Below are 16,178 nucleotides of genomic sequence, written 5' to 3' on the forward strand. Positions count from 1 at the left end.
CGCGCCGATCCCGTCGCGGACACCCGGCGCCTCCGGCACGGGAGCCACACGCTCCCTGGCGCGCTTGCGCGCCCGGCCCCGCGCGGGCTATGCGTCGGGGGGCGGCCGATCGGCCCCTTTCCTTTCCCACACGCGATCGGCGCCGTGGCCCCCATCTCCCCTTCCGACACGCGCGCGGTGCTCGCCCTCCTCATCGACGCCGCCCGGATCGCCGGCGACATGGCGCTGCATTTCTTCCGCCCCGGCGCCGAAACGGCGGCGAGGGTCGACTTCAAGGCCGGCGGATCGCCCGTCACCGAGGCCGACCTCGCGGTGGACCGCTACCTCCACGACCGCCTGCGCGCCGCCGTGCCCGAGGCCGCCTGGCTGTCGGAGGAAACCGCCGACGACCTCGACCGGCTGCTGCACGACCACGTGCTCGTGGTCGATCCCATCGACGGCACCCGCTCCTTCGCGGGCGGGGACCCGCACTGGGCCGTGTCGGTCGCGCTGGTCAGCCACGGGCGGCCCGTCGCCGGCGTGGTGCACGCGCCCGCGCTGGAACAGACCTTCGAGGCGGGGCTCGGCCTGGGGGCGCGGCTGAACGGCCGCCCCACCGCGGTCAGCCCCCGGGCCGAGCTCGGCGGCGCCAGGCTGTCAGCGCCTGCGGGCTTCATCAAGCCGCTCGCCCGCGCCGTGCCGGTGGCGCTGGTGCCGCGCATCCCGTCGCTGGCCTGCCGCTTCGCCGCCGTGGCGTCGGGCGCGATCGACGCCGCCGTGGCGTCGCCCGACTCGCACGATTGGGACCTCGCCGGCGTCGACATCGTGCTCCACGAGGCCGGCGCGCGCTTCACCGCCGCCGATGGGCGGCCCATCACCTACAATGCGCGCGTGCCGCGCCACCGCACGCTCTACGCGGCGGGGCCGAACCTGCACGACGCGCTGGTGGCGGCCGGGCGCCGAACGCTCGGCGCCGGCGGCTGACCCTCGAACCACAAAGGAGCCCCACCATGGAACAGCAGAGCAAGCAACTGCTCCATCTCGTTTTCGGCGGCGAGCTCGTCGACCTCGGCGGGACCGAGTTCCGCGACCCGTCCAAGATCGACATCGTCGGCATCTTCCCGAACTACGCGTCGGCCGTCACGGCCTGGCGGTCGAGGGCGCAGGGCAGCGTCGACAACGCCAACATGCGCTATTTCGTGGTGCACATGCACCGCTTCCTGGATCCTTCGTCGCCCGTCGCGGCGGCCGCCGGGGCCTTGAAGCCCTGAGGACCCCGAAGCTCATCAAGACCGCCGGCCGCGCCCGCCCCGTCGTGGCGGCCGCGGGCGCGCTGGCCGGCGCCTACCTCGACCTCGTCCGGCGCACGACGGGCTTCGTCCAGGAGCCGCCGGACTTCGTGTCCGCCATCGCGCCCGAGCTGCCCGCCATCGTGGCCATGTGGCACGGCCAGCACTTCATGGTGCATTACGCCTGGCCGAGCGGCGCCCGGGTGGCGGCGCTGATCTCGCGGCACCAGGACGGCGAGATCAACGCCGCCATCCTGCGCCGCCTCGGCGTGGAGCCGATCCGCGGGTCGGGCGGCCATGCCGCGCACAAGATCCGCCTCCACGGCGGCGCCGCGGCGCTGCGCGCCATGGCCAGGGCGCTCGCCGCCGGCCGCACGGTGTGCATGACGGCCGACGTGCCCAAGGTGTCGCGCCGCTGCGGCCCCGGCATCGTGGCGCTGGCCCGCATGACCGGCCGGCCGATCTACCCCATCGCGGTGGTGACGGGCCGCCGCTTCGATTTCCGCTCCTGGGACCGCGCCAGCATGGGCAAGCCCTTCGGGCGCGGCGCCATGGTGCTGGGCGAGGCCGTGCGGGTCGCGCGGGACGCCGACGCGGACGCGCTGGAAGCCGCGCGCGCCGCCGTCGAGCGCGGGCTCGACGCCGCCCATGCCCGCGCCTACGCGATGGTGGGGTCGCGCGACCCCGGCGCGCGCGAGGGCGCGGCGTCGTGACGGCCTCCCCCCTGTTCCTGGCCTATCGCGGCCTGACGGCGGCGGTGGAGCCCGCCGGGCGCCCCTTCCTCGGGTGGCGGCTGCGCGCCGGCAAGGAGGATCCGGCGCGGCTCGGCGAGCGGCTCGGGCGGGCGTCCCGGCCCAGGCCGGCGGGGGTGCTCGTGTGGCTGCACGGCGCCAGCGTCGGCGAAGGCGTGTCGCTGCTGCCGCTGGTGGACGCGCTGCTGGCGCGGGGCGCGCGGGTGCTGCTGACCACCGGCACGGTTAACGCCGCCCGCGTGCTGGTGCCGCGCCTGCCGAGCGGCGTCATCCACCAGTTCGTGCCGCTCGACCTGCCGGGCGCAGTGGGGCGCTTCGTGGCGCATTGGAAGCCCGACCTCGCCGTCCTGGCCGAATCCGAACTCTGGCCCAACCTCGTCGAAGCGCTGCACCGCGCCGCCGTGCCGCTGGCGCTCGTCAACGCCCGCATGTCGGCGCGCTCGGCGCGGCGCTGGGCCCGCGCGCCGGGCTTCATCGGCGCCCTGCTGGGCCGCACCGCGCTGTGCCTGTGCCAGACGGAAGCCGATGCCGGGCGCTACCGGGCGCTCGGGGCCGGCAGGGTCGCCGTGACGGGGCTCCTGAAATACGACGTCCCCGCCCCGGCGGCCGATGCCGAGGCGCTGGCGGCGTTCACCGCCGCGGTGGGCCCGCGCCCGCTCTGGGTCGCGGCTTCGACGCACGAGGGCGAGGAGGACGCGCTGATCGAGGCCCACCTCCTGCTTCGCCGCGACGTGCCCGACGCGCTGACCGTGGTGGCGCCCCGCCAGCCGAACCGCGGCCCGCCTCTGCTCGCCGAAGCGCAGCGCCGGGGCATCGCCAGCGCGGCGCGCTCCCGCGGCGACGCCCCCGGCGCCGCGACCGCGCTCTACGTCGCCGACACGCTGGGCGAACTCGGCCTGTGGTTCCGCGCCGCCGGGCTCGTGTTCGTGGGCAACTCGCTCGTGCCGCCCGGCGGCGGCCAGAACCCGATCGAGCCGGCCCGGCTCGGCTGCGCCATCCTGCACGGGCCCCACACGGACAATTTTTCCGACGTGTACCCGGCGCTCGACGCGGCGGGCGGCGGCGCGGAGGTGGGCGATGCCGCCCACCTCGCCGAAGCGGCCGCCACCCTGTTGGGCGACCCGGCGCAGCTCCGCCTCATGGCGCGGGCCGCCGCCGACGCCGTGGAAGGCCGCGGCGGCGCCACGGCGCGCACCCTGGCGGCGCTGTCGCCCTACCTGCCGTCGGCGGCATGAGGGCGCCGGCCTTCTGGTGGCGGCCCCGGCCCGGCCTCGCCGCGCGCGCGCTCGCGCCGGCGGGCGCCGCCTATGGCGCCGTGTCGGGCCGCCGCATGGGCATGGCCGGCACGCGCGTCGGCGTGCCGGTGATCTGCGTCGGCAATTTCACGGTCGGGGGCGCCGGCAAGACCCCGACGGCGATCGAGATCGCCCGCCACCTCGTCGCCGCCGGGCACGAGCCCGCCTTCGTGTCGCGCGGCTACGGCGGTGCTGCGCGAAGCGCGCCCCTGCGCGTCGACCCGGCCCGCCACGCCGCCGCCGAAGTCGGCGACGAGCCGCTGCTGCTCGCCCGGGTAGCGCCCTGCTTCGTCGGCGCCGACCGGCTCGCCGCCGCCCGCGCCGCCGCGGCGGCCGGGGCGAGCGCGGTGCTGATGGACGACGGGCTGCAGAACCCCGCCCTCGCCAAGGACCTGCGGGTCGCGGTGGTCGACGGCGCGGTGGGGATCGGCAACGGGCTGTGCCTGCCGGCCGGCCCGTTGCGCGCCCCGATGGACCGGCAATGGGGCGGGGTCGACCTCGTGCTGGTGGTCGGGCCGGGGGATGCCGGGGATGCGGTCGCGGCCGAAGCCGCCCTGCGCCGGTTTCCCGTGCTGCGCGCCACCGTCGAGCCCGACGCGCGGGCGGTGGGGGCGCTTTCGGGCCGGCGCCTGTTCGCCTTCACGGGGATCGGGCGGCCCGAAAAGTTCTTCGACACGCTCGCGGGGGCGGGCCTCGACGTGGTCGGCCGGCGCGCCTTCCCCGACCACCACGCCTTCACGGCGGCGGAACGGGACGCCCTGCTGAGGGACGCCGCGGCGGCGGGCGCGGTGCTGGTCACGACCGAGAAGGACCGCGTGCGCCTGCCCGCCGACGCCCCCTTCGGCGCGCCGCCGATCGCGGTGCTGCCCATCCGGCTCGGCTTCGACGATCCCGAAACGCTGGCGGAGATGCTGGGCCGGCTCGTCGGCGCCTGACGGGGCGCGTCGCGGGCGGGCCCGCTCGGGTCAGCCCCCGACCTTGATCCCCAGCCGGGCCATCTTGGCTTCCGGCGACGCGTAGGCCTCCTGCAGGGCGACGTTCCAATAGCGGAGGTCGTCGAGCGGGATCGGCACGCCGGTGACGCCGCAGCGCACGAAGGCGCCGGGGCGGATGACGCGGAACTCGCCGTCGCCGTAGTCGAGTTCGGCTTCGGTGGCGGCGGCGGGGCGGCGCTCGTAACGGTTCATGGGACCCAGGGGGCTCGGGACGCGGGGGGCTCGCGGGCGTCCTTACGCCGATCGAAACCGGTTGAACAGGGCGGGCCCCGGCCCGCCGGCCCGGGGCCCGCCGGGCGGCTTTCGACTCGGCGCCCCGCTTTCGCGGGTGTCGTCGCGCTCCGCCGCCGGACCGGGTCCGGGTCGGGACCGCATCCCGCGTCATCGCATTGTCACCGCGGTCGAACATGCGATAGGGAGCCCTTCGCGCCCTGCGGCGCCCACTCCCACAAGGACCACCGCATGGCGTCAAAGTTCGTGGCCTTCACGTCCCTCGGCCGGCGCTCGCTGCCGAACCAGTGGGACTTGATCGCGCTGTCCCTGATCTTCGGCCTGTTCGTGCTGGTCGCGCGGGGCTCCCACGACATGACGGTGCCGCTGCCCGCGCCCGACGCGGCGCCCATCACGCTCGACTACGCCTACCTGCCCTATTACGCGCTGCGCACCACGCTGCGCATGTTCCTGGCCCTCGCCGCCAGCCTCGCCTTCACGCTGACCTACGCCACGCTGGCGGCGAAGAGCCGGCGCGCCGAAGCCGTGCTGATCCCGCTGCTCGACGTGCTGCAGTCGGTGCCGATCCTGGGCTTCCTGTCGTTCACCGTGACGTTCTTCCTCGGCCTGTTCCCGGGCTCCTCGCTCGGCGCCGAGCTGGCCTGCATCTTCGCCATCTTCACCAGCCAGGCCTGGAACATGGCCTTCTCGTTCTACCAGTCGCTCCGCACCGTGCCGGGCGACTTGGCGGAGGTCAGCGAAGGGTTCCGCTTGTCGCCGTGGCAGACGTTCTGGCAGCTCGAAACGCCCTTCGCCATGCCGGGGCTCATCTACAACACCATGATGTCCATGTCGGGCGGGTGGTTCTTCGTGGTGGCGGCGGAAGCCATCACGGTAGGCGACACCACCATCAAGCTGCCCGGCATCGGCTCGTACCTCGCCACCGCCATCGACCAGAAGGACATCGGCGCCGTGCTGGTCGCGGTCGCGATGGTGCTGGTGGTGATCCTGCTCTACGACCAGCTCGTGTTCCGGCCCATCGTGGCCTTCTCGGACAAGTTCAAGGTCGAGCTGTCCGCGTCCCAGACCGTGTCGAAGTCCTGGGTGCTCGACCTGCTGGCCCGCACCTTCTGGGTGCGCCGCGCCGCGGAGCCTCTCGCCCGCGCCTTCGACTGGTTCACCAGCCTCCGGCTCGACCTCCCCGCCTTCGGCCGGCGCCGCGCCGAGCCGTCGCGCGCCGTGAGCCGCGCCGTCGACGTCGCGTGGTTCGCCGTGATCGCCCTCATCGCCGTCTACGCGGGCTGGCAGGCGGTCCTGTTCATCGCGACCACGCTCGATTGGCACGACGTGCTGACGACGATCGGCCTGACGCTGATCACCATGGTGCGGGTGGTCGTGCTGCTGGTCCTGGCCAGCTTCGTGTGGGTGCCGATCGCCGTGTGGATCGGGCTCCGGCCCCGCATCGCCCAGCGGGTGCAGCCCGCGGCCCAGTTCCTCGCCGCCTTTCCCGCCAACGTGGTGTTCCCCATCGCCGTGGTGGGGATCCTGACCTTCCACCTCGATCCCGACATCTGGCTGTCGTTCCTGATCATCTTCGGGACGCAGTGGTACATCGTGTTCAACGTCATCGCCGGGGCGTCGGCCTTCCCCAACGACCTGCGCGAAGCGGCGGCGAACTTCCGCATCTCGGGCCTGACCTGGTGGTTCCGGGTGATGATCCCGGGCATCTTCCCCTACTACGTCACGGGGGCGCTGACGGCGTCCGGGGGATCCTGGAACGCCGCCATCGTGGCCGAATACGTGAAGTGGGGGAACGACAAGGTGTCGGCGTCGGGCATCGGCGCCTACATCGCCCAGGCCACGGAGGCCGGCGATTTCCCCCGGATCGTTCTCGGCGTGGCGATGATGTCCATCTTCGTGATCCTGTACAATCGCCTGCTGTGGCGCCCGCTGTTCTCCTACGCCGAGCGACGCCTGCGCCTGAGCTGACCCTCCGCGCGCCGGGGGGGATCGCGCCCTCCGCGCCCGGTTCGACGCCGCCCCCGCATCCCAAACTGCCACGACGTGCCCGAAAGGTTCCAGCGATGCTCGAAGAGGTGAAGGGCGGCCCGCTGCTCGAAGTGCGCCATGTCAGCCAGCGCTACAAGGGCGGCTCGGACGACGAGGCCCCGGCGGTGCTCGACGACGTGTCGACCACGCTGTCGCGCGGCGAGATCGTCGGGCTGCTCGGCCGCTCGGGCTGCGGCAAGTCCACCCTGCTGCGCATCGTGTCGGGCCTGATCCGCCCCTCCGCCGGCGAGGTCGTGTACCAGGGCAAGGCGTTGACCGGCCCCGCCGACGGCGTCGCCATGGTGTTCCAAAGCTTCGCGCTGTTCCCGTGGCTGTCCGTGCTGGAGAACGTCGAGATCGGCCTCAAGGCGCTGAAGATCGCGCCGGACGAGGCGCGGCGCCGGGCGCTGGCCGCCATCGACCTCATCGGTCTCGACGGCTACGAATCGGCCTACCCGAAGGAGCTCAGCGGCGGCATGCGGCAGCGCGTCGGCTTCGCCCGCGCGGTGGTGACGCATCCCAACATCCTGCTCATGGACGAGCCCTTCTCGGCGCTCGACGTGCTGACCGCCGAAACGCTGCGCTCCGACCTCATCGACCTGTGGAGCGAGGGCCGGCTGCCGATCAAGTCGATCCTGATGGTGACGCACAACATCGAGGAAGCGGTGCTGATGTGCGATCGCATCCTGGTGCTGTCGTCCCATCCCGGCCGCATCGCGTCCGAGATCCGCGTGACGCTGCCCCACCCGCGCAACCGGCTCGACCCGGTGTTCCGCCAGCTCGTCGACAACATCTACGCGCTGATGACGCGCCGCTCGGCCTCCAAGCAGCCCGGCAAGGACGGCCTCTTCCCCGGCACCGGCATCGGCATGGTGCTGCCCCGGGTGTCGACCAACTCGCTCGCCGGCCTCATCGAGGAGGTCGCGGCCGAGCCCTATTCGGGCCGGGCCGACCTGCCCCACCTCGCCGATTCGCTGCAGATGGAGATCGACGACCTGTTCCCCATCGCCGAAACGCTGCAGCTCATGCGCTTCGCCGAACTGGAGGAGGGCGACATCAAGCTCACCGGCGCCGGGCGGCGCTTCGCCGACGCCGAGGTCGACGCCCGCAAGAAGCAGTTCGGCGACCACCTCATCGCCTACGTGCCGCTGGCGGCGCGCATCAAGCGCGTGCTCGACGAACGCCCGTCCCACGTCGCCAACGCGGCGCGCTTCCGCGAGGAGCTCGAGGACTACATGAGCGAGGACTATGCCGAGAAGACCTTGCGCTCGGCCATCAACTGGGGCCGCTACGGCGAAGTCTACGCCTACGACGAGGACAACCGCTCCTTCAGCCTGGAAAACCCGACCTGACGCCATCGCCGCTCGCGATCCGGGCGGCGTGGCCGAACCCCCTTGGCCTGCGGCGCGTTGTCCCCACATGAGGCACGCCGGTTTCCGGCCCGCCATTTGGGGAGACGCAACGTGAACTCCGACGAACGCCAACTCATCACGGGTCTGTTCGACCGCATGAGGTCGGTGGGCAGCCAGGGGCGCGACCGCGACGCCGAGCAGCTCATCGGCGACCAGGTCCGGTCGCAGCCCTACGCCCCCTACCTCCTCACCCAGACCGTTCTGGTGCAGGATCAGGCGCTGCGGGCCGCCAACGACCGCATCCAGCAGCTCGAGGAGCAGGTGCGCAACGCGTCGTCCGGCCAGCCGCAGGGCGAAAGCGGCGGCTTCCTCGGCGGGCTCGGCCGCATGTTCGGCGGCGGCGCGGCCGGCGCCTCGGTCCCGTCGACCGGCCATGCGGCACAGCAGGGGTACGGTCAGCAGCCCGGTTACGGCCAGCAGCCCGGTTACGGCCAGCCGCAGGGCTATCCGCAGCAGCAGCCGGGCGGCCCCTGGGCCAACCAGGGCCAGGGCCAGGGCCAGGGGTATGCCCCCCAGCCGCAGGCGGGTGGCGGCATGTTCGGCGGCGGGGCCGGCGGCGGCGGCGGGTTCATGAAGGGCGCGCTCGGCGCCGCGGCGGGCGTCGCCGGCGGCGTGCTGATGGCCGACGGCATCAAGAACCTGTTCTCCGGCGGCCACAACCCCTACGGCATGGCGTCCGGCTTCGGCGGCGGCGAACAGCCCGGCGGCGAAACCGTCATCAACAACTATTACGACAGCCCCCAGGACCAGGGCGGGGGCGGTGCCGGCGGCTACCAGGCCGGGAACTACGGCACCGATGGCGGCGACACGGGCGGCAGCGACCCCGGCGGCTACAGCCAGGACGTCTGACCTCCGCTGCCGCCCGTCACCGCGCGACGAAGATCGCGCGGTCCCGGGCGGCGGCCTCGACGAGGGCGTCGTGGACGGCGCGGATGCGCCCGATGCCGCGCGTGTCCTCGTGTTCGACGATCCAGTAGGACCGCCGCGCGCGCCGCGCCGGCAGCACCCGCACGAGGTCGGGATGCTTCCGCGCGATGAAGTCGTGCAGCACGCCGATGCCGATCCCCGCCCGCACGGCTTCCAGCTGGCCGATGGCGCCCGCGCATTGGAACGCCACCGGCGCGTCCCCGCACAGCTCCCCCACGTAGCCCAGCGCCGGCGAATAGGTGAACTCCTCGACGTAGCCGACGAGGCGGTGCGCCGCGAGCCCGTCGGCGTCGGGCGGCGCCGGATGGCGGGCGAGGTAGCGCGCCGAGGCGAAGAGCCCGAGCGAATAATCGGTGAGCTTCTGCACCACGAAGCGCCCCGCTTCCGGCTTCTCCAGCACCACGGCGATGTCGACCTCGCGCCGCCCCACGGGCCCCGCCTGGGGGGTGGGGACGAGCTGGATCGCGATGGCGGGATGGCGTTCCGCCAGGGCGGCGAAGAGCCCGGCGAGGTAGTAGGTGGAGAGCCCGTCCGGCGCGCCGATCCGCACCGTGCCGCCGAGCTCCACGTCGCGGTCGCCGAGCTCCGCCTGGGCCTGCAGGCAGGCCGTCTCCATCCGCTCCGCGGCGGCGAGCAGCCGCGCCCCCGCCTCGGTCAGCAGCACGCCCGTGGTGCGCCGCTCGACGAGCCGCGCGTTCAAGGCCCGCTCCAGCGCGGATACGCGCCGTGCCGCCGTGGCGTGGTCGACCTTCAGCGCCCGCGCGGCGGCGACGAACTGCCCGGCCCGCGCCACGGCCAGGAACACCCGCATGTCGTCCCAGTTCACGCCGCCCTCGTCTACCGATCCGCGCACAGCGGTTGCGCGAAGCTCGCGATTGCTGTGCAGATTTATCGGTGCAGAATGCCGGCCGTCAATCGATCGGGGGAGAAGCGCCATGCCGGATTACGGCCATTTCATCGGCGGGAAGCACGTCGCCGGCACGTCGGGCCGCCACGCGGACCTGTTCTGGCCCATGACGGGCGAGGTCGCGGGCTCGGTGGCGCTCGCTTCCGCGGCGGAGGTCCGCGCCGCCGTCGAGAACGCGCGCGACGCGCAGCGCGACTGGGCGACCGTGAACCCGCAGCGCCGGGCGCGCGTGTTCATGAAGTTCCTGGAACTGATCCACCGCGACATGGAGCCCCTCGCGACCCTGCTGGCCCACGAGCACGGCAAGACGGTCGCGGACGCCAAGGGCGACATCCAGCGCGGCTACGAGGTGGTCGAATTCGTGATGGGCGTGCCGCACCTGATGAAGGGCGAGTTCACCGACGGCGCCGGGCCCGACATCGACGCCTATTCGATCCGGCAACCGCTCGGCGTCACCGCCGGCATCACGCCGTTCAATTTCCCCGCGATGATCCCGATGTGGAAGTTCGCGCCCGCCATCGCCTGCGGCAACAGCTTCATCCTGAAGCCGTCCGAGCGCGACCCCGGCGTGCCGATGCGCCTGGCCGAGCTGATGATCGAGGCGGGCCTGCCGGCCGGCGTGCTCAACGTCGTCAACGGCGACAAGGAGGCGGTCGACGCCCTGCTCGACGACCCGGACGTGAAGGCCATCGGCTTCGTGGGGTCCACGCCCATCGCCGAATACATCTACGGGCGCGGCGCGTCGAAGGGCAAGCGCGTCCACGCCTTCGGCGGCGCCAAGAACCACATGGTCATCATGCCGGACGCCGACATGGACAAGACCGTGGATGCGCTGATCGGCGCCGGCTACGGCTCGGCGGGCCAGCGCTGCATGGCGATCTCGGTGGCGGTGCCGGTCGGCGCCGGCACGGCCGACAAGCTGATGGAGAAGCTCGTCCCCCGCGTGGAAGCGCTGAAGATCGGCCCTTCGACCGACGCGTCCGCCGACTACGGCCCGATGATCACGCAGGCCGCCGTCGACAAGGCCAGGATGTACATCGAGAGCGGCATCGCCGAGGGCGCCACGCTGGCGGTCGACGGCCGCGGCTTCAAGATGCAGGGCTACGAGAAGGGTTTCTACCTCGGCTCCTGCCTGTTCGACAACGTGACGGAGGACATGCGGATCTACAAGGAGGAGATCTTCGCGCCCGTGCTGTCGGTGCTGCGCGCCAAGAGCTACGACGAGGCGTTGCGCCTGTGCAACGACCACGAATACGGCAACGGCGTCGCCATCTTCACGCGCGACGGCGATGCTGCACGCGACTTCGTGTCCAAGGTGCAGGTCGGCATGGTGGGCGTCAACGTGCCGATCCCGACGCCGCTGGCCTACTATTCCTTCGGCGGCTGGAAGCGCTCGGTGTTCGGGGACCTGAACCAGCACGGGCCGGACGCCATCCGCTTCTACACGAAGTCGAAGAACGTCACGGCGCGCTGGCCGTCGGGGGTGAAGGAGGGCGCCGAGTTCTCCATGCCGACCATGTGAGGCGAGGAGCGACGGACGGGCGGCGCCCCATCGGCGGCGCCTAACGTCGCGTCGGCCCGGATCGGGTGCGGCATCGCGACCGGCGCCGGCCGGGGTGACGCGAGAGCGCGAAGGATCGTGGCAACGTCCTCCGGCCGAACCCCGACCGTGCGACGATCCGGTTCGGCCAGCGACCACCGAGCACGGTCCCTCAGAGCGGCGCGCTCCCCGGCGCTCCACCCGGGGCGGGAGGGCGCGAAAGCGGCCTCAGAACAGGTTGCCCTGGTTGACCGGGCCCTTCGCGGCCCGCGGGACCGGCGCCTTCGCGGCACGCACCGTCGCCGCCCGCGGCTTCGGGCTCTTCGCGGTGGGCGGCGCGCCCCCGCCCCCGCCCGGCCCCCCCAGCGCCTCGACGGCGACCGTGCCGTCGGCGAATTCCAGCCCGAGGCGCGCGCCGGGCGACACGCCGGCGGCCGAGCGCAAAGGCTGGCCGGCGGCGTCGCGCACGAGCGCGTAACCGCGGCCGAGCACGGACTTGTAGCCGAGCGTTCCGAGGAGCTGTGCCAGCCGGGCGACGCGCTCGCGCCGCCGGTCGTTCGCCAGCGCCGCCGCGGGCCCCATCCGCGCCGCCAGGGCGTCGAGGCGCTGGCGCGACGCCGCGTTGGCCTGGCGGGCCAGCGCGGCGCGGCCCTGCAGGGCGGTTCCGAGGCGCGCCGCCACGGCGTCGAGCCGCTGCCGCCGCCGGTCGGACAGGACCTTCGCCGAGCGGCCGAGGCGCGCGTCGAGCCCGCTCAAGCGTTCGGCCGCCCGCGCCAAGCGGGCGCCGGGCGACTGCGCGGCGAGCCGGCTGCCGACCCGCGCCACGGTGAGGCGGCGCGCGTCCGCCCCCCGGCGCAGCGCCGAAGGCAGCGCCGTGGCGGCGCGGTCGAGGCGCTGCCGCGGCAGCGCCAGCAGGTCGGCGCCCGAGGGCAGCGCGCGGGCGGTCGAGCGCAGGGCGTCGCGCGCGCCTTCCACCCGCCGCAGCATGGCGGCGCCGTGGCGGGCGCCGAGCCGGTCGAGCCCGACCGCGAGTTCGGCCCGCACCGGCACGCAGAGTTCCGCCGCGCCCGTCGGGGTGGGGGCGCGGAGATCGGCGACGTGGTCGAGCAGCGTCCAATCCGTCTCGTGGCCGACGGCGGACACGAGCGGGATGCGGCAGTCGGCGGCGGCGCGGATCACCGCCTCGTCGTTGAAGCCCCACAGGTCCTCGAGCGAGCCGCCACCGCGCGCCACGATGAGCACGTCGGGCCGCGGCAGCCGCCCGCCGGGCAAGAGCGCGTCGAAGCCCCGGATGGCGCGGGCCACCTCCTCGGCGCTGCCGTCGCCCTGGACCCGCACGGGCCACAGCAGCACGCGGCGCGGGAACCGGTCGGTGATGCGATGTAGGATGTCGCGGATGACGGCACCCGTCGGCGAGGTGACGACGCCGATCACTGCGGGGAGGAACGGCAGCGCCCGCTTGCGCGACGGGTCGAACAGCCCTTCGGCGGCGAAGCGCCGCCGGCGCTCCTCCACCATGGCCATGAGGGCGCCGACGCCGGCGGGCTCCAGCGACTCGATGACGATCTGGTAGGCGGATTTGCCGGGAAAGGTCGTGAGCTTGCCGGTGGCGACGACCTCCATGCCCTCCTCGGGCTTCACCCGCATGCGCGAGAAGCTCGTGCGCCACACGACGGCGTCGATGCGGGCGCCCTCGTCCTTCAGCGAGAAGTAGGCGTGGCCGGAGGAATGGGGGCCCCGGTAGTTCGACACCTCGCCCCGCACCCGCACATGGCCGAACCGCTCCTCCACGGTGCGCTTCAGCGCGCCCGACAGCTCGGACACGCTGACTTCGGGCGTGTTGGACAGGCGCGAACCCCCGTCCTCGCCGTCCTCGCCCGGCGCGGCGGCCGGGGCATCGAAGATCGAAGGGGCGGCGGTCCTGCCGCGCGGGCTCGTGCGAGCCGAGGGTCTGCTGGCCATGGCGGCAGACTACCACGGCGCCCGGGGGCCTGTCGCCGTGCCGCCGCGACGGGCGGGTGCCCCTTCGCCGGGCACCCCTGCCCGCCACGCCGCGACGGCGTGGGCCGGCTCGCCGCGGCGGAACCCCGCGCCCCCCGTGGCATGGCGGTTGCTTGGACCTTCCCCGAGGGCGCATGCGCCCGCCCCTTCCCACACGAGGGCCGGTGTCGTGGCCAGGATCGACGACACGCTCCGGCGCCCCGCCGCCCACCCCCGCCGCGCACCGCGCATGCGGCCCTGAGCCGCCACGACGCCGCGCGCACGGAGCCACAGACCCGCGATGACCCTTCCGTCCCCCGCGCCAGCCGGCACGCCGCCGGCCGCATCCCCGCCCCCCGCCGGCCTCGCGCCGGTCGACACGCATTGCCCCTACTGCGCCCTGCAATGCGGCATGACGCTGGTGCCCGATGCGGCCGGGCTGTTCTCCGTCGCGGCGCGGGACTTCCCGACCAACCGCGGCGGCCTGTGCCGCAAGGGCTGGACCGCGGCGGCCCTGCTGCGCTCGCCCGAGCGCCTGACCGCGCCCCTGGTGCGCGACCGCAAGGGCGGCGCGTTCCGCGAAGCGTCGTGGGACGAGGCGCTCGACCTCGTGGCGTCGCGCCTGTCCGGCGCGCGGGCGCGCCACGGCGCCGACGCGGTCGGGGTGTTCGGCGGCGGCGGCCTCACCAACGAGAAGGCCTACCTGCTCGGCAAGTTCGCCCGGGTGGCGCTCGGCACCGCCAACATCGACTACAACGGCCGCTACTGCATGTCTTCGGCGGCGGCGGCGGGGGGCCGCGCCTACGGGCTCGACCGCGGCCTGCCCTTCCCCATCGCCGACATCGCGGGCGCCGAGGCGGTGCTGATCGCCGGCAGCAACCCGGCGGAAACGATGCCGCCGCTGATGCAGTATTTCGACGAGCAACGCGCCCGCGGCGGCAGGCTCATCGTGGTCGACCCGCGCCGCAGCGCTACGGCCAGGCTGGCGACGCAGCACCTGCAGGCGACGCCGGGTTCCGACGGCGCGCTGGCGACGGGGCTGCTGCACGTGGCGATCCGCGACAGGCTGATCGACGCCGATTTCATCGCGGAGCGCACCACCGGCTTCGAGGCCGTGCGCCGCATCGCGGCCCAGCACTGGCCCGACCGCGTGGAGCGCATCACCGGGGTGCCGGAGCGGCAGATCGTCGAGGCCGCCCACATGCTGGGCGAAGCCGCCACCGCCATGGTGCTGACGGGGCGCGGCCCCGAGCAGCAGAGCCAGGGCGTCGACAACGTGTCGGCCTTCATCAACCTGGCGCTGGCGCTGGGCAAGGCGGGAAGGCCGTTCTGCGGCTGGGGCACGCTGACGGGCCAAGGCAACGGCCAGGGCGGGCGCGAGCACGGCCAGAAGGCCGACCAGCTCCCCGGCTACCGCAAGATCGCCGACCCGGCCCACCGCGCCGCGGTGGCGGAGGTTTGGGGGGTCGACCCCGCTTCGCTACCCGGCCCCGGCCTCAGCGCCAACGAACTCCTCGACGCGACCGCGCCCGGCGGGGCCGTCAAGGCGCTGATGATCCTGGCTTCCAACGTCGTCGTGTCGGCGCCCGCGGCCGGGCGGGTCAAGGCCAACCTGGCGGGGCTCGAGTTTCTCGTCGTGTCCGACATCTTCCTGTCCGAAACCGCCGCGCTGGCCGACGTCGTGCTCCCCACCGCCCAGTGGGCCGAGGAGGACGGCACGATGACAAACCTCGAAGGCCGGGTGATCCGCCGGCGCCGGGCGGTGCCGCCGCCCGACGGCGTGCGGACCGACGCCGCGGTGATCGCCGCCCTGGCGGCGCGGCTCGGCAGCGCTTCGTCCTTCGCCGAGGGAGCGGAGCCCGGGTTCGACGAGCTCCGGCGCGCCAGCCGCGGCGGCATCGCCGATTATTCCGGGATCTCCTACGCCCGCATCGAGGCCGAGGACGGGGTGTTCTGGCCCTGCCCGGCGCCCGAACACCCCGGCACGCCCCGCCTGTTCCTCGACGGATTCGCCACGCCCGACGGCCGGGCGCGCTTCCATGCGGTGGAACACCGCCCCTCGGGGGAGGAGCCCGACCGGGACTTCCCCTACTGGCTGACCACCGGCCGCGTGCTGGCCCAGTACCAGTCGGGCACGCAGACGCGCCGGGTGCCGGAGCTGGCCGCGGCCGAGCCCGGCGCCTACGTGGAGATGCATCCGCAGACGGCGCGCGGCCTGGGGCTCGCCGAAGGCGACCTCGCTCGCCTGACCACGCGACGAGGCACGATCGCCGTCAAGGCGCGGCTGACGCCGACGATCCGCCTCGACACGCTGTTCGTGCCCTTCCACTGGGGCGACGGGCAATCCGCCAACATCCTCACCAACGCCGCCCTCGACCCGACGTCGCGCATGCCAGAGTTCAAGGTCTGCGCGGTGCGGGTCGAACGCGAAGCGGCCTGACCCGGACGGACGCCATGCTGTCGCGACCCAAGAACCTCACCGGCGTGTTCCCCTTCGTGGGGACAGGGTTCGAGCGCCCGGTGCCGCTCGACGCGAGCCTGTCCTACAGGGTGCCGCCCGACCGGCGCGCCCAGGCGATCTACCTGCGCGCCGGCAATTCCGCCGACGCGCTCGCGTGCCTGACCATCACGCGGGACGGCGCGGTGATGCGGCTGTTCCCCGTCGGCGCCAAGGCGGCCATCCACGTGCCGCTGGCGGTGCTGGAAGACCTCGAACCCGACGCGACCCTCGGCGTGCTGGTGTCGGCGCCGGCGGGCGCGGAAGGCCACATTGTGCTCGACCTCGGGCTGATGGAGATCTGACCGCCGTCCCGGCGAGCGACGCCGGGCGTCCGGCGCAGGGC

The 16,178-nt window shown here is 73.8% G+C and carries 14 protein-coding genes; 11 read left to right on the forward strand and 3 right to left on the reverse strand.

Annotated elements, in window-relative coordinates; genetic code table 11:
• The first annotated feature begins 144 nt into the window (after positions 1-144).
• From D3273_RS13795 to lpxK, 5 genes are read left to right on the forward strand one after another with little or no spacing between them, the layout of a single operon-like run.
• Positions 145-963 (forward strand): 3'(2'),5'-bisphosphate nucleotidase CysQ, encoded by an 819-nt coding sequence (locus D3273_RS13795; protein WP_165359487.1) that lies wholly within the window; start codon positions 145-147, stop codon positions 961-963.
• A gap of 26 nt (positions 964-989) precedes the next feature.
• Entirely contained in the window at positions 990-1,250 is a 261-nt protein-coding gene (locus D3273_RS13800; protein ID WP_129227515.1) for a DUF4170 domain-containing protein, read from the forward strand.
• 44 nt (positions 1,251-1,294) lie between these two features.
• A complete protein-coding gene (locus tag D3273_RS13805; RefSeq protein ID WP_245501156.1) occupies positions 1,295-1,981 on the forward strand; it encodes a lysophospholipid acyltransferase family protein in 687 nt (228 codons plus the stop codon).
• Positions 1,978-3,255, forward strand: coding sequence for a 3-deoxy-D-manno-octulosonic acid transferase (locus D3273_RS13810; RefSeq protein WP_129227468.1), 1,278 nt, complete (start codon positions 1,978-1,980; stop codon positions 3,253-3,255). Before D3273_RS13805 ends, D3273_RS13810 begins: the two co-directional genes overlap by 4 nt.
• Positions 3,252-4,250 (forward strand): tetraacyldisaccharide 4'-kinase, encoded by a 999-nt coding sequence (lpxK, locus tag D3273_RS13815; RefSeq protein WP_129227469.1) that lies wholly within the window; start codon positions 3,252-3,254, stop codon positions 4,248-4,250. Before D3273_RS13810 ends, lpxK begins: the two co-directional genes overlap by 4 nt.
• 30 nt (positions 4,251-4,280) lie before the next feature.
• Here lpxK and D3273_RS13820 read toward each other — a convergent pair whose 3' ends face one another.
• Positions 4,281-4,502: a DUF2093 domain-containing protein gene (locus D3273_RS13820; protein ID WP_129227470.1), complete on the reverse strand. Its 222-nt coding sequence runs from the start codon at positions 4,500-4,502 to the stop codon at positions 4,281-4,283.
• 270 nt (positions 4,503-4,772) lie between these two features.
• Here D3273_RS13820 and D3273_RS13825 point away from each other — a divergent pair, with 270 nt between their 5' ends.
• From D3273_RS13825 to D3273_RS13835, 3 genes are all read left to right on the forward strand, one after another.
• The gene (locus D3273_RS13825) at positions 4,773-6,509 is read left to right on the forward strand and encodes an ABC transporter permease (protein ID WP_129227471.1); all 1,737 of its coding nucleotides are present in this window, start codon (positions 4,773-4,775) and stop codon (positions 6,507-6,509) included.
• 95 nt (positions 6,510-6,604) lie between these two features.
• A complete protein-coding gene (locus tag D3273_RS13830) occupies positions 6,605-7,921 on the forward strand; it encodes an ABC transporter ATP-binding protein (RefSeq protein ID WP_129227472.1) in 1,317 nt (438 codons plus the stop codon).
• A 111-nt stretch (positions 7,922-8,032) separates the two neighbouring features.
• Complete coding sequence (locus D3273_RS13835) at positions 8,033-8,830, forward strand: DUF2076 domain-containing protein (protein WP_129227473.1); 798 nt, start codon at positions 8,033-8,035, stop codon at positions 8,828-8,830.
• A 16-nt stretch (positions 8,831-8,846) separates the two neighbouring features.
• Here the strand turns inward: D3273_RS13835 and D3273_RS13840 are convergent, their stop codons facing one another.
• Positions 8,847-9,734: a LysR family transcriptional regulator gene (locus D3273_RS13840; protein WP_129227474.1), complete on the reverse strand. Its 888-nt coding sequence runs from the start codon at positions 9,732-9,734 to the stop codon at positions 8,847-8,849.
• A 109-nt stretch (positions 9,735-9,843) separates the two neighbouring features.
• Between D3273_RS13840 and D3273_RS13845 the strand changes: the two genes are divergently transcribed.
• On the forward strand, positions 9,844-11,337 hold the full coding sequence (locus D3273_RS13845) for a CoA-acylating methylmalonate-semialdehyde dehydrogenase (protein WP_129227475.1): 1,494 nt from the start codon (positions 9,844-9,846) through the stop codon (positions 11,335-11,337).
• Positions 11,338-11,583: 246 nt separating this feature from the next.
• Here the strand turns inward: D3273_RS13845 and xseA are convergent, their stop codons facing one another.
• Complete coding sequence (gene xseA, locus D3273_RS13850; RefSeq protein WP_129227476.1) at positions 11,584-13,317, reverse strand: exodeoxyribonuclease VII large subunit; 1,734 nt, start codon at positions 13,315-13,317, stop codon at positions 11,584-11,586.
• A 319-nt stretch (positions 13,318-13,636) separates the two neighbouring features.
• On the opposite strand from xseA, the gene D3273_RS13855 reads away from it, so the two are divergent.
• Positions 13,637-15,775: a molybdopterin oxidoreductase family protein gene (locus tag D3273_RS13855; protein ID WP_129227477.1), complete on the forward strand. Its 2,139-nt coding sequence runs from the start codon at positions 13,637-13,639 to the stop codon at positions 15,773-15,775.
• A gap of 14 nt (positions 15,776-15,789) precedes the next feature.
• Positions 15,790-16,137, forward strand: a complete 348-nt coding sequence (locus D3273_RS28785; protein WP_129227478.1) for a molybdopterin oxidoreductase — start codon at positions 15,790-15,792, stop codon at positions 16,135-16,137.
• The last annotated feature ends 41 nt before the right edge of the window (positions 16,138-16,178 follow it).

The organism is Lichenibacterium minor, assembly GCF_004137685.1.
GTDB lineage: Bacteria > Pseudomonadota > Alphaproteobacteria > Rhizobiales > Beijerinckiaceae > Lichenihabitans > Lichenihabitans minor.

Coding starts and splice junctions, on each gene's coding strand:
- D3273_RS13800 (WP_129227515.1), top strand. CDS start 990: ATGGAACAGCAGAGCAAGCAACTGCTCCATCTCGTTTTCGGCGGCGAG.
- lpxK (WP_129227469.1), top strand. CDS start 3,252: ATGAGGGCGCCGGCCTTCTGGTGGCGGCCCCGGCCCGGCCTCGCCGCG.
- D3273_RS13820 (WP_129227470.1), bottom strand. CDS start 4,502: ATGAACCGTTACGAGCGCCGCCCCGCCGCCGCCACCGAAGCCGAACTC.
- D3273_RS13825 (WP_129227471.1), top strand. CDS start 4,773: ATGGCGTCAAAGTTCGTGGCCTTCACGTCCCTCGGCCGGCGCTCGCTG.
- D3273_RS13830 (WP_129227472.1), top strand. CDS start 6,605: ATGCTCGAAGAGGTGAAGGGCGGCCCGCTGCTCGAAGTGCGCCATGTC.
- D3273_RS13845 (WP_129227475.1), top strand. CDS start 9,844: ATGCCGGATTACGGCCATTTCATCGGCGGGAAGCACGTCGCCGGCACG.
- xseA (WP_129227476.1), bottom strand. CDS start 13,317: ATGGCCAGCAGACCCTCGGCTCGCACGAGCCCGCGCGGCAGGACCGCC.
- D3273_RS13855 (WP_129227477.1), top strand. CDS start 13,637: ATGACCCTTCCGTCCCCCGCGCCAGCCGGCACGCCGCCGGCCGCATCC.
- D3273_RS28785 (WP_129227478.1), top strand. CDS start 15,790: ATGCTGTCGCGACCCAAGAACCTCACCGGCGTGTTCCCCTTCGTGGGG.